The organism is Mycobacterium sp. MOTT36Y, assembly GCF_000262165.1.
Lineage (GTDB): Bacteria > Actinomycetota > Actinomycetes > Mycobacteriales > Mycobacteriaceae > Mycobacterium > Mycobacterium intracellulare.
Genome location: NC_017904.1, coordinates 2,064,390 through 2,076,998 on the forward strand (window position 1 = coordinate 2,064,390; position 12,609 = coordinate 2,076,998).

At 68.6% G+C, this 12,609-nt stretch carries 9 protein-coding genes; 3 read left to right on the plus strand and 6 right to left on the minus strand.

The features are described 5' to 3' along the window. Positions 1-21 precede the first annotated feature (21 nt). The 3 genes from W7S_RS09580 to W7S_RS09590 form a co-directional block, all read right to left on the minus strand. Positions 22-1,974 carry an acyl-CoA dehydrogenase gene (locus W7S_RS09580; RefSeq protein ID WP_041297823.1) on the minus strand — a complete coding sequence of 651 codons (1,953 nt, stop codon included), beginning with the start codon at positions 1,972-1,974 and terminating at the stop codon, positions 22-24. A 49-nt stretch (positions 1,975-2,023) separates the two neighbouring features. Beyond that, complete coding sequence (locus W7S_RS09585; protein ID WP_014711381.1) at positions 2,024-4,366, minus strand: ATP-binding cassette domain-containing protein; 2,343 nt, start codon at positions 4,364-4,366, stop codon at positions 2,024-2,026. A 114-nt stretch (positions 4,367-4,480) separates the two neighbouring features. After that, a complete protein-coding gene (locus tag W7S_RS09590; RefSeq protein WP_014711382.1) occupies positions 4,481-4,969 on the minus strand; it encodes a MarR family winged helix-turn-helix transcriptional regulator in 489 nt (162 codons plus the stop codon). Between the two features lie 109 nt (positions 4,970-5,078). Between W7S_RS09590 and W7S_RS09595 the strand changes: the two genes are divergently transcribed. The 3 genes from W7S_RS09595 to W7S_RS09605 all read left to right on the plus strand — a co-directional run bounded on the left by W7S_RS09595 (position 5,079) and on the right by W7S_RS09605 (position 9,548). Further along, positions 5,079-7,115: an ABC transporter ATP-binding protein gene (locus W7S_RS09595; protein WP_232518758.1), complete on the plus strand. Its 2,037-nt coding sequence runs from the start codon at positions 5,079-5,081 to the stop codon at positions 7,113-7,115. Then, a complete protein-coding gene (locus W7S_RS09600) occupies positions 7,112-7,966 on the plus strand; it encodes an energy-coupling factor transporter transmembrane protein EcfT (RefSeq protein WP_014711384.1) in 855 nt (284 codons plus the stop codon). The genes W7S_RS09595 and W7S_RS09600 overlap by 4 nt, the downstream gene beginning before the upstream one ends. A 127-nt stretch (positions 7,967-8,093) precedes the next feature. After that, positions 8,094-9,548 carry an amino acid permease gene (locus W7S_RS09605; RefSeq protein WP_014711385.1) on the plus strand — a complete coding sequence of 485 codons (1,455 nt, stop codon included), beginning with the start codon at positions 8,094-8,096 and terminating at the stop codon, positions 9,546-9,548. 8 nt (positions 9,549-9,556) lie between these two features. On the opposite strand, the gene W7S_RS09610 is transcribed toward W7S_RS09605, so the two are convergent. From W7S_RS09610 to W7S_RS09620, 3 genes are read right to left on the minus strand one after another with little or no spacing between them, the layout of a single operon-like run. Continuing rightward, entirely contained in the window at positions 9,557-10,897 is a 1,341-nt protein-coding gene (locus W7S_RS09610) for an extracellular solute-binding protein (protein ID WP_014711386.1), read from the minus strand. Continuing rightward, positions 10,894-11,718, minus strand: coding sequence for a carbohydrate ABC transporter permease (locus W7S_RS09615; RefSeq protein WP_014711387.1), 825 nt, complete (start codon positions 11,716-11,718; stop codon positions 10,894-10,896). Before W7S_RS09615 ends, W7S_RS09610 begins: the two co-directional genes overlap by 4 nt. Continuing rightward, complete coding sequence (locus W7S_RS09620) at positions 11,705-12,589, minus strand: carbohydrate ABC transporter permease (protein WP_014711388.1); 885 nt, start codon at positions 12,587-12,589, stop codon at positions 11,705-11,707. The genes W7S_RS09615 and W7S_RS09620 overlap by 14 nt, the downstream gene beginning before the upstream one ends. Between the last annotated feature and the right edge of the window lie 20 nt (positions 12,590-12,609).

The window sequence follows — 12,609 nt, forward strand, 5'->3', positions numbered from 1 at the left end:
GACGCCGATCGGCTTCGCCCGTCAGCTTGTGACGGCGTCCGCCAAGTTCTCCGGGTGCAGCATCTCGGCATAACGCAGTTGCTCGGGAACCCCGAAGCCGTCGACCAATGTCGCGGCGTGCGGGCGCAGCGCCCGGCAGCGGTCGTTGATTCCCCGCGTGACGGCCTTGGCGCGCTCGGTGGACAGGTACCGGTGCTCGATGTACCACGCCTTGTCGTCCTCGATCACCGACAACGCGTACAGGTCGCACAGGATCCCCAACAGTTCGCGGGCCTCCTCGTTCGCGCAGCCGTCGATCCCGGCGACGAACGCTTCGAGCACCACGCGGTCGATGTGCGCGCTCGCCGCGTGCAGCACGTGGTCCTGCACCGAGTTGAACGCGTCGAATTCGGACATCTCTTTGGATTTCGCCTGCAGCCGGCGCGCTACCGACGCCAGCAGGTATTCCTCGCGGTCTTCGAACATCTTGATCTGCGTGCCGCGATTGAACAGGCTGCCCTCTTCCTCGCTGTCCTGGCGGGAGTCCACGATCGTTTGGATAATCGCTTCCGCCGCAGTGCGTTTGATGACGCGTTCACCGACGGTGTTGGCGGCAAAGCGCACCCATTCGACCGGGCTCATGCTCTTGATGTCGTCGGCGTACGCGGTCAGCAGCTCCTTGGCCACCAGCTGGGTCAGCACGTGATTGTCGCCCTCGAACGTGGTGAAGACGTCGGTGTCACCGCGCAGCCCGATCAACCTGTTCTCGGCCATGTAGCCCGCGCCGCCGCACGCTTCGCGGGATTCCTGGATCGCGCGGCTGGCATGCCAGGTGTTGGCGGCCTTCAGCCCGGCCGCGCGGGCTTCGAGCTCGCGTTGCTCGTCGGCGTCGGGTTCGTCCGAAGTCTGAATGTCATGGCATTTGCTGACCAGTTCGTTCTGCGCGAACTGCAGGGCGTAGGACTTCGCGATCAGCGGGAACAGCCGCCGCTGGTGCACCAGGTAGTCCATGATCAGCACCTCGGAACCGTCGTCGGGGGCGCTGAACTGCCTGCGCTGCAACGCATACCGGGTCGCGATGTCCAGCGCCACCCGGCCGGCGGCACCGGCGCTGCCGCCCACGGTGATCCGGCCGCGCACCAAAGTGCCCAGCATGGTGAAGAACCGGCGATTGGGGTTCTCGATCGGCGAGCTGTAGGTGCCGTCGGGCGCGACATCGCCGTACTTGTTCAACAGGTTCACCCGCGGGACGCGAACGTGGTCGAACACGATGCGGCCGTTGTCCACCCCGGGCAGCCCGCCCTTGTATTCGCAGTCCGACGTCGTGATCCCGGGCAGGTCGTTGCCGTCCTCGTCGCGGATCGGGACCAGCACGCAGTGCACGCCGTGATTGACCGGCTTGCCGTCCTCGGTGGTGATCAGTTGCGCGAAAACCGCCGCCATGGTTGCCGTTTCGGCCGCGCCCCCGATGTAGTCCTTGCGTGCCGACGGGGTGGGGGAGTCGATGACGAACTCCTGCGTCTCGGCGTCGTAGGTCGCGGTGGTCTCCAGCGACTGCACGTCGCTGCCGTGCCCGGTCTCGGTCATCGCGAAACAGCCGCGCAACTCCAGGCTGATGATCTTGGGCACGTAGGTCTCGTGGTGGCGCTCGGTGCCCAGGTTCTCCACGGCACCGCCGAACAGCCCCCACTGCACCCCGGCCTTCACCATCAGCGAGAGGTCCGACATCGCCAGCATCTCGATCATCGTGATCGCCGCGCCGACGTCGCCGGTGCCGCCGTGTTCTTTGCGGAAGCTGTCGGCGGCCGCGCCGAACGCCGCCATGATCCTCATCTGCTCCGCCACCTTGGTGCGGGCGATCACCGTGTTGGGGGTGTAGTGCGGGCGGAACAGGTCCTCGGTCAGCGTCGTCCGCATCCGGTTTCTGACGTCACTCCACCGGCCGTCCAGCGCGTTGCGGAGATGTTCTGCGGTGCTTGTCTTTTGTGGCGCCATAAGCCGACAGTAATGCGCGGCTCGCGCCGCGGGGAACAAGAACGACGGTTCAGGTGCCGCGGACCGGTGGGCGGTGCTCGCCGGGCAGCGGCGAGCGCAGCCGGTAGAGCGTGAACCCGGCCGCGACGGCACCGAACAGGCCGAGCATCACCATGTCGAAGACCCACCAGCCGCTGTAGTGGGTCCACGTCAAGACGTTGGCGGCCAGCGCGTCGGCCCTGCGCAGATTCACCGTGGACGCCGAGGCCGCGAAGCCCCACTGGGCCGGGACGAACCAGCTGATCTGCTGCAACCCCCACAGGCTCACCAGCTGCACCAGGCTCCCGTTGAAGAGCGCGGACGCCAGGATCACCGGGACCACCAGCGGTAGGACTTGCCGGAGCGCGGTGCCCAGCGCCGAGAGGGTGAGGCCGATCACCGCGGACACGATCGCGGTGGCCGCCGCGGTGACGTAGAGCTCGACCGTGGCGTTGTGCAGCAACGCGGCGTCGCCCGCCGGTCCGCCCCGCACGGCGACGACGATCGCGAACATGACGGCGGTCCACAGGGCGGCGGCCAGCGCGTACACCGTGAGCTTGGCGGTCAGGTAGGCCGGCGCGGACAGTCCTACCTGTTGTTCCCGGCGGAAGACGCGGTGCTCGAGGACCAGGGCGCGGATGGTCAGGGCCGTCCCCAGGATCACCGCGCCGACGTTGAGGGCGGCGAGGATTTCGATGGCTTCGTGCCCGTTGGCGCCGCTCGGCCCGGGCCGCGTCAGGCCTGCGTCGCCCGGGATCAGCAGCGTCAGCCCCGCCAGCGCGAACGGCAGGATCGCCAGGAACGCGAAGTAGCTGCGATGGGCCAGGAGCAGGCGGACCTCCCGTCGGGCCAGCAACCGGATCTGGCGGTGCCGAGGCAGCCCGGCCGGCGGCGTCCACGGCGCGGCGACCTCGGGCGGGGCGGTCAACGGCTGCGGCCGCGCGCGGAACGCGGCGTGCGTTCCGTCGGGATCGGCGCCCACCCGGGCAAGGACCTGCGACCAGTCGGTAGTGCCCATGGCGGATCCGGCCTCGAGCGGTGTGCCCAGGTACGCGACCTTGCCCGCCCCGGTGAGTACCAGCACCTGATCGCACGTGTCGACGTCGGCGAGCGAGGCGCGCGCCGAGATCGCGACGACAACGACACAGCCGATATTGGCCTGGCGCCGGAGCACCGCCATGACGTGGCGCTGTTGCGACGGGTCCAGCCCGGCGGTGGGTTCGTCGACCACGAGCAGGCTCGGCCGCGTGATCAGCTCGATCGCCAGGGCGGCGCACCGGCGCACCTCGGGGGCGAGCTTGCGGATCCGGGTGGTGCGGTGCGGCGTCAGGTCGAGCTCGTCGAGCACCTGGCCGACCACCCGCTCGCGCTGCTCGGTCGAGGCCTCCGGTGGCAGCCGCAGTTCGGCGGCGTACTGCACGGCCTGTTCGACCGTGAGCTGGCGGTGCAGCTGGTCGTCACGCGCGACGATCCCGATGCGGCTGCGCATGGCTTGCAGTTCGGCGTGCACGTCGTGGCCATCGACGATGGCGCGCCCGGAGCTGGGTGCCCTGGTGCCGGCCAGCACGGCCAGCAGCGCGGAATTGCGCGCGGCGGAGGGCCCGATGACGGCGGTCATGGTGCCGGGACGCGCCGCGAACGAGATGTCCGACAAAATCTGCCGCCCGTCGACGGCAAGGCCCAGCTGGTACGCCGTCACCCCGGTGGTGCGCGCCGCGGTTCGCAGCGGCAGACGGAAGGTGGAGTTGGCCTCGTCGCTGCGAATGGAGGGGCGCTGGGCGCGCAGCTTCGAGGTGATCACCCGCTCGATCAGGCCCGGGCCTTTTGATTGTTCGGGCGGTGCGACGGGCGGGTGCGTCGGTGCGATCGGCGGCTGAACGGGAGGGGGCGCCGCGGGATGCGGCGGTGCCGGCGGGGGTGGCGGCGGGGTCGGTGGGGTCGGTGGGGGCGCCACCACGGGCATGCGCTGGGTGGCGCTTTGGGTGGGGACCCGCGGATCGGGCCCGCCGTGCGGCGGGTGTCCCGGTGCGGCGGGGGTGGGCGCGAGCTGGAAAATCAGGCGCGGGCCGTGCTGGGGATCGCCGATGGTGATGCCCAGGCCGTCGCGGATCTCGACCGTCGGCACGCGAAATCCGTCGAGGAAGATGCCGCGGTGGCTCAGATCGATGGCCACCCACTGGGCCCCGGTGAACCGGAGCACCACATCCGGATGGGGCGCGGGTGGCGGCGCGGGACTTCCTAGGCGCTCCAGCGGGATGTCGCAGCCCGGGCCATAGCCCACGAGCACGTCGCGTCCCGGCGAAAAGACATACCTGCTCGGTCCGGCCCACACGGTCAGCGGGGAGGCCGGAACGGCCGAAGCCTCGGTCGGCATGGCCGCCACCTTTCGTCACCGGTCAGCTCGATTGGGTCTCGCCGTCAGGCGCCGGTCGCCCGTTCGGTTACGTGTCTACCCGCGCTCGCGGTCCACTCTCCAGCATTGTGACGTTCACAGCGGGGTACGGCGGCCCGCGAGCGAGGTGGCCAGGGAGGCATCGTCGAGCAGGCGGCGCAACACGTCGACCGCTTGCATCAGCACCTGGCGGTCACCGGCGTCGAGCAGCGCCAATTGAGGTTCGATCGCGGCGGCACGGTCGGCCCGGACCGCGTTGAGGGTGCGCCTGCCCTCGGCGGTGATGCGGATGCGGACGGCGCGCGCGTCTCCCGGGTCGACCGTGCGGGTCACCAGACCCGCTTCCTCGAGGCGACGCACCTGCGTGGTCATCGTCGGTTGCGAACAGTGATCGACGGCGGCGAGGTCACCGATTCGGGCTTCGCCGTGAACTTCGATGGTGGCCAGCAGCCTTGCCTGCGCGGCCGGCAGCGGCATCTGGATGCGCTGGGTGGCGAGGCGGTTGAGCCGCGCGACCACGGCGAGCAGATCGGCCCCCAGCCCCTGCGCTCCCTCGAGCTTTGCGGTGTCGACGACATTGTCCATGTATCCATGGTTGCATAGCTTTGCTAAGCGAGGCCTAAGCGACCAGGCGTGCCGCGCCAAAACCCTTCTTCAGCGGACACCCCCTCGCGGGACTGGCAGAATCGCCCAAGTGACCTTGCTGCGTATTCGGCAACCCGGGGAAGGGGCCCTGCGTCCGAATGAGTTGGCACAGGCCGCGGTCATGGGGGCCCTCTGCGCGGCGATCGAGATCCTCGCCGCGGTAATCCCATTCGCTCAGGGGTTGGGCGTGCTGGGCACCGTGCCCATGGGATTGCTGGCCTACCGCTACCGCCCCCGCGCCCTGATGGCCGCGACCGTCGCCGGCGGGGTGATCGCCTTTTTGATCGCCGGACTGGGCAGCCTGTTCATGCTCGTCGACTGCGCCTGGGTCGGCGGACTGTGCGGAATCGTCAAGCGCAAGGGCCGGGGCACGCCGACGGTCGCCTTCTTGTCGTTGATCGCCGGAGTCCTGTGGGGCGCCGGGTGGGTCGCGGTCCTGGCGGTGCTGACGCGGCTGCGGCAGCTGTTCTTCGACGTCATCACCGCCAATGCCAACGGGGTCGCGGCATTCCTGAATTGGGTACACCTGCCGGGCGTGGGTGACGCCCTGAAGCGATACGTCGCCAACGGGATACACCACTGGCAGCTACTGATTTTCCCATACATGGTCTTGTTGGTCGTCATCGTTTCGTTCATCAGCTGGTCGGCGCTGTCTCGCCTCCTGGAGCGAATGCGCAAGATTCCCGACGTGCACAAGTTGGACGTTTCCGAGGGCGCTGGCAGTGCTCCGGTCGGGCCGGTCCCCGTGCGACTCGACAAGGTGTCGTTCCGGTATCCCGGCGCCGACCGGGACGCGCTGCGCGAGATCAGCCTCGCCGTCCAGGCCGGCGAACACATCGCCGTGACCGGGGCCAACGGTTCGGGCAAGACCACGTTGATGTTGATGCTGGCCGGCCGGGAGCCGACGTCGGGAACCATCGACCGCCCCGGCGCGGTGGGGCTGGGCGAAATGGGCGGCACCGCAATTGTCTTGCAGCACCCCAAAAGTCAAGTTCTGGGCACGCGCGTCGCCGACGACGTGGTGTGGGGTTTGCCGCCGGGGGCGGAGATCGATGTGGGCGGATTGCTCCGCGAGGTCGGGCTCGAGGGACTTGCCGAGCGCGACACCGGCAGCCTGTCCGGCGGAGAGCTGCAGCGCCTTGCGCTCGCGGCGGCGCTGGCGCGCGATCCGGCGTTGCTCATCGCCGACGAGGTCACCACGATGGTCGACCAGCAAGGACGAGATGCGTTGCTGGGCATCCTCTCCGGTCTCGCGAAACGCCACCAGAGCGCCTTGGTGCACATCACCCACTACGACAACGAGGCCGCCTCCGCCGACCGCATCATCAGGCTCAGCGATTCACCGGATAACACCGCCAAGGCCGAGACCCCGACCACCCACGCCCAGACGCCTCACGTCACAGCCCCGTCGCGCACGCCGGTGCTCGAGCTCGTCGACGTCAGCCACGAATACGCCAGCGGCACACCGTGGGCCAAGGTCGCCCTGCGCGATGTCAGCTTCGTGGTCGAGCAGGGCGACGGGGTGTTGATCCACGGCGGCAACGGGTCGGGCAAATCGACCTTGGCGTGGATCATGGCGGGGTTGACGACTCCGACCAGCGGTACCTGCCTGATCGACGGCGAGCCCACCCACGAGCACGTCGGGGAGGTCGCGCTCTCGTTCCAGTCGGCCCGGTTGCAGCTGATGCGCGACCACGTCGACGCCGAAGTCGCTTCCGCGGCGGGCTTTTCGCATCATGACAAAGATCGGGTGGCCGAGGCGCTGATATCGGTCGGTCTGGACCCGGCGATGGGCACGCGACGCATCGATCAACTCAGTGGCGGCCAGATGCGCCGTGTCGTACTGGCCGGGCTGCTGGCCCGCTCCCCGCGGGCGCTCGTCCTCGACGAACCACTGGCGGGATTGGACGTCGGCAGTCAGCGGGGCCTGCTGCGGCTGCTGGAAAACCTGCGCAGGGAACGAGGTTTGACGCTGGTGGTCATCTCCCACGATATCGTCGGGCTGGAGGAACTCTGCCCGCGATCCCTGTATCTGCGCAACGGAGCGCTGGAGACGGCGTCGACGGCGGCGGGGGGCATGCCATGACCGCGCCCGCGGACGCCAAGTCGGCGAAGGGAAAAACACGGCGCACTCCCCGGCCGGTCGTCCTGCTGGTGCCGGTGCCCGGAACGTCGAAAATTCACGAACTGTGGGCCGGCACCAAACTGCTGGTGGTGCTGGGCGTTTCGATCCTGCTAACCTTCTACCCGGGTTGGGCGAGCGTCGGACTGATGTTGGTGTTGCTGATCACGGCGGCCCGGCTCGCGCACATTCCCCGCGGCGCGCTGCCCTCGCCGCGGCGCTGGATATGGATCGTCCTCGCGGTGGGCGGCATCACCGCCGCGCTCGGCGCCGGAAGCCCCGTGGTCTCGATTGCCGGCGTGCATATCGGGCTGGGCGGCACGTTGCACTTCGTGCGGGTCACCGCGCTGTCGATCGTGTTGATCGGGTTGGGGGCGATGCTGTCCTGGACCACCAACGTCGCCGAAATGGGGCCGGCGCTAGCCGCTTTGGGCCGGCCCTTGCGGTGGTTGCGGATCCCGAGCGACGAATGGGCGGTTGCTCTGGCGCTCGCGCTGCGCGCCTTCCCGATGTTGATCGAAGAGTTCCAGGTGCTCTACGCCGCCCGGCGCCTGCGTCCCAACGAGATTCCGCGCAGCCGCCGGGCCCGCCGGCGCCAGCAGGCGCGGGACATGATCGACTTGCTCACCGCGGCAATCGTTGTGACGTTGCGGCGCGCCGACGAAATGGGCGATGCGATCACCGCCCGAGGCGGAATCGGTCAGCTCTCGGCCGCTCCCGGACGCCCGAAGCTCGCGGACTGGGTGACACTGGCGATCACCGCCGCGGCCGGGGCCACCGGCGTGGTCGTCGACTCGATCCTCCAGCTTCACTAGGCGGGAAGCCGTTGCGCGCCTTCGACGATCCGGGCACCTGGACCGAGCCCGGGGTACGCCACCTGACGGCCGACGTGCCGCGAGGACTTCGCCGGCGCTGACGCCGAACCGGAAACAGGAGGCGCAATTGGCAGCCACGTCGGTCGGCCTGAAGGAGCAGCTGCTGCGGCGCCGCCCGGTGGTGGGCGCGCACGTCGCGCCGGGCGCCGCGGAGGGCCTCAAGCGCGGCATCGGCACCTTTCAGCTGACCATGTTCGGGGTCGGCTCGACGATCGGCACCGGCATCTTCTTCGTGATGTCCGTGGCCGTGCCCGAAGCCGGGCCGGGAGTCATCGTCTCCTTCCTGCTGGCGGGCCTCGCCGCCGGCCTCGCGGCCGTGTGCTACGCCGAATTGGCCTCGGCGGTGCCGGTTTCGGGTTCGTCGTATTCGTACGCGTACACCACGCTCGGGGAGGTGGTGGCGATGGGCGTGGCGGCCTGCCTGCTGCTGGAATACGGGGTGGCCACCGCCGCCGTCGCGGTCAACTGGAGCGGCTATCTCAGCAGGCTGCTGAGCAATGTGGTGGGATTTCAACTGCCACATGCCTTGTCGGCCGCGCCGTGGGACGCCCAACCCGGCTATGTGAACGTACCGGCGATCGCGCTGATCGGGATGTGCGCGCTGTTGCTCGTCCGCGGCGCCAGCGAATCGGCGAAGGTCAACGCCATCATGGTGATGATCAAGCTCGGCGTGCTCGTCATGTTCGCGATCGTCGCCTTCACCGCCTTCGACGCGCACCACCTGCGGGACTTCGCGCCGTTCGGCGTCGCGGGCATCGGGTCGGCCGCGGGCACCATCTTCTTCTCCTACATCGGCCTCGACGCCGTGTCCACCGCGGGTGACGAGGTGAACAACCCGCAGAAGACCATGCCGCGCGCGCTGATCGCCGCGCTGCTGACCGTCACCGGCGTCTACGTATTGGTTGCGGTGGCCGCGCTGGGCGCGCAGCCCTGGCACGCTTTCGCCGGACAGCAGGAGGCCGGGCTGGCAACGATTCTCGAGAACGTCACCCACGGCAGCTGGGCCAGCTCGATCCTTGCTGCGGGCGCGGTCATTTCGATCTTCAGCGTCACGCTGGTCACCATGTACGGCCTGACGCGCATCCTGTTCGCCATGGGGCGGGACGGCCTGCTGCCCGCCAGGTTCGCAAAGGTGAACCCGCGCACCATGACCCCAGTGAACAACACGGTGATCGTCGCGCTCGCGGCCTCGACGTTGGCCGCCTTCGTCCCGCTGCAAAAGCTCGCGGACATGGTGTCGATCGGCACGCTGACCGCGTTCGTGGTGGTTTCTGTCGGAGTGATCGTCTTACGGGTGCGCGAGCCCGACTTGCCGCGCGGTTTCAAGGTCCCGGGTTACCCTGTCACGCCGGTCCTTTCGGTGGCGGCCTGCGGGTACATCCTCGCCAGCCTGCACTGGTACACCTGGGTCGCGTTCGGCGGCTGGGTCGTGCTGGCGTTGCTTTTCTATTTCGTCTGGGGCCGCCACCACAGCGCGCTCAACGACGAGACGGTCGGCGAGGTTTCGCGCGGCGCGCCGTGATCAGGCCCTCACTGGCGCGCCGCGGCGGCGTTGGCCGCCGCCTGAGCGCGCCGTAACGTCGACGCGACATCGCCGCGGCCCAGGAACATTTCATCGAAATACGGCTGCAGGGCGTCATTGCCCGCGGCAAACCCCGCGCCGCCGGGCGCCGCGATGCGCGGGCCGTTCAGCACGGTGAAGAAGGGCGTGACATCGACGCCCCGGGTGGCCCAGTAGTGAAAGTAGACCGGCTGGGCCGACGACACCGCGGGGATCGCCGCACCGTAGCGGCCCAGGTATTCGTTGCCCTGCCTGCTGCCCATCCAGGCCAGCACCCGGCGCACCGCGTCGGGATGCCGTGATGCCGCATTGCCCGCCGCGGCAATGCCGTTGGTGACGCTGACCCGGCCCGCCGGGCCCGACGGCATTAGCGCCACACCCCAACGGAAGCGGGCGTCGCGGGCCACCGGGGCCAAGTTGTAGGTACCGGACTGGAACAGCGCCATCCGGCCGGCCAGGAACTGGTTGCGGGAAAAGTCGCCGTTGTCGTTCGTGTCGGCGGCGGGAGGCGCGACGTGGTCGCGGTTGATCAGGTCGACCAGATATTGAAACGCGGTCACGGCCCCGGGATTGTCGAACGCGAACTCGTCGCCGCGCTGAAACACACCGCCGGCCGACCCGATGTAGTTCAGGTAGATCCCCTGGGGGTCATTGGCCGCGTTGTATCCCCACTGCCGCACCCGCCCGGCGTCGAATCCCTTGCTATCGCCGCGGTTTCCGTCGGCATCGACGGTGAGCCGGGCGAGGACGGGCCGCAGCGTGTCCCGCTCGTCGGGACCCCACCGCAACGTGCTCAGCTGGGCGGGGTCGACGCCGGCCGCGCCCAGCAGATCGGCGTTGTAGTACAACGCGATCCCGGCGTCGGTCAGCTGCGGCACCCCCCAAAGCGTGCCGTTGCGGGTGAACTGCTCGACGACTGGTCGCTCCCAGTCCGACGCGGCGATGGGGCCCAGCGCCGCACCGATATCCAGCAGCCGGCCGCTGTCGGCATAAGCCGCGAGGTAGGCGTTGGACAGCCAGAAGATGTCGTCGGCGCTGCCGCCCGCCACGTCGGTGCGCAGGGTGTTGAAGTAGGTCGAATACGCCACCAGGTTGACGTGCACGTCGATGTCGGGATGGGTGCGGCTGAACTCCTGGAACGATTGCCGATAGGCCGCGGCGATCTGATCGCCCCAGATGCGCACCGTCACAATGGTCTTGCCGCCATGGGGCTGGGCCGAGTAATCCAGCAGCACCGCCGTCGCCGCCAGCAACACCGCAACCGCCCCGAGCGCTCCGGCGACCAGCGTGGAAAACCGGGGCCGGGTCATTTCAGCCCCGAGACGACGATCGAGGCGACGATGTGGCGCTGGAAGGCCACGAACAGCACGATGAGCGGGGCGATGGCAATCGTGGTGGCCGCCATCACCAACGTCCATTGGGAGTTGAACCGCGACTGCAGGTCGGCGGTCGCCACGGTGAGCACCCGCCACTTGTGGCCGCTGGTGATCACCAACGGCCACATGAAATTGTTCCACTGGGAGACCACGGTGATCAGCGCCAGCGCGGCCAGGACAGGCCGGCTCGACGGGATCACCACGTGCACAATCTCGTCCAGCGTGTTGGCGCCGTCCAGGCGGGCGGCATTGACCAAGTCGTTCGGAATCATGCGAAAGTGCTCGCGCAGCAAGAAGATCGCGTAGGGCGAGCCGAACATGAACGGCAGCACCAGCGCCCAGAACGTGTTGCGCAGGCCGAGCTGGGCCATCATGAGATACATCGGCACGATCGTGACCGTCGCCGGCACCATCAGCGTCGCGATGTACACCCAGAACAGCGCGTCGCGCCCGGGAAACTGCAAGCGCGCGAAGGCGTACGCGGCCAGCACGGAAAAGGTCAACTGGCCCACCAGAATCACCGCCGTCATCAACGTGGTGACCGCCGCCGCGCGGCCGAACCCGGCGCCGGCCAGGTCGGTGAAGTTGGCGAGCGTCGGTGGCCGCGGCAGTTGCAGCGGCGTACCCGTGACGAATTGGTGCGCCGAGGTGAACGCGGTCATCAAGCCAAGGGTGAACGGCGCCAACGTGATCAACGCGCCCACGGTCAGCCCGGAATAGATCAGCCCGTTGCTGGCGCGGCTAGGTGAGGTCATAGCTGATCCGTCGCCGAAAATACAGATGCTGAAGCAACGTGACGCCGATCAGGATCACGAACAGCACCACCGCCATGACCGACGCCCGGCCGATCGCCGCCGAACCGAACGCCTCGGCGTAGATGCGGTGGGCCACCAGGTCGGTGCTGCCCGCCGGCCCGCCGCCGGTCAGGGCGTACACCGTGTCGAAAACCTGTGCGGTGCTGACAATCCCGGTCACCAGCACAAAGAAGGTCGTCGGCCGCAACATGGGTATCGTGATGCGCCAGAACCGCTGCCACGCGGTGGCGCCGTCGGTGCGTGCGGCGGCGTGGACCTCGTCGGGGATGGCCAGTAGGCCCGCCAGGAACGACAGCGAGACGTATCCGACGTTGGTCCACACCACGACGGCCGACACGAGCGGCAGCGCGAAGCTGGGATCGGAAAGCCATTCGATGCTGTGTCCCAACACGGTGCTCACGGCGCCGTCGGTGGGAGCCAGGATCCACCGCCACAACACCGCAATCGCCAGCGGGGCGCAGATCCACGGCAGCACAAACACGGTGCGAAACAGGCCGGTGCCACGAAGCTGGCGGGCCAGCATCGACGCGGCCAGCAATCCCAACCCCGTCTGCGCCGGCACCACGATCGCCACGAAGATCGCCGTGACGATCAGCGAATTGCCGAATGTGCCGTCGGTCAGCACCGACCGCCAATTGGACAGGCCCACAAAGCGCAGCGGTCCCAGCAGATCCCACCGGCACAGGCTCAGCCAGATCACGACCAGGATGGGCAACAGCAGAAAGGCGAGGACACCGAACAGGCTCGGCGCCAGCAGCGCATAGCCCAGCGCAGTCGATCGAGGACGAATCCTGCGTGCGGCGCCGGCCATGGGGTAATTAAAGCGGGCGC

What these genes read in the sequence shown, in the direction of transcription:
- W7S_RS09585 (WP_014711381.1), bottom strand. Translation starts at nt 4,366, where the DNA reads ATGCCGACCGAGGCTTCGGCCGTTCCGGCCTCCCCGCTGACCGTGTGG.
- W7S_RS09600 (WP_014711384.1), top strand. Translation starts at nt 7,112, where the DNA reads ATGACCGCGCCCGCGGACGCCAAGTCGGCGAAGGGAAAAACACGGCGC.
- W7S_RS09620 (WP_014711388.1), bottom strand. Translation starts at nt 12,589, where the DNA reads ATGGCCGGCGCCGCACGCAGGATTCGTCCTCGATCGACTGCGCTGGGC.
- W7S_RS09610 (WP_014711386.1), bottom strand. Translation starts at nt 10,897, where the DNA reads ATGACCCGGCCCCGGTTTTCCACGCTGGTCGCCGGAGCGCTCGGGGCG.
- W7S_RS09590 (WP_014711382.1), bottom strand. Translation starts at nt 4,969, where the DNA reads ATGGACAATGTCGTCGACACCGCAAAGCTCGAGGGAGCGCAGGGGCTG.
- W7S_RS09580 (WP_041297823.1), bottom strand. Translation starts at nt 1,974, where the DNA reads ATGGCGCCACAAAAGACAAGCACCGCAGAACATCTCCGCAACGCGCTG.
- W7S_RS09615 (WP_014711387.1), bottom strand. Translation starts at nt 11,718, where the DNA reads ATGACCTCACCTAGCCGCGCCAGCAACGGGCTGATCTATTCCGGGCTG.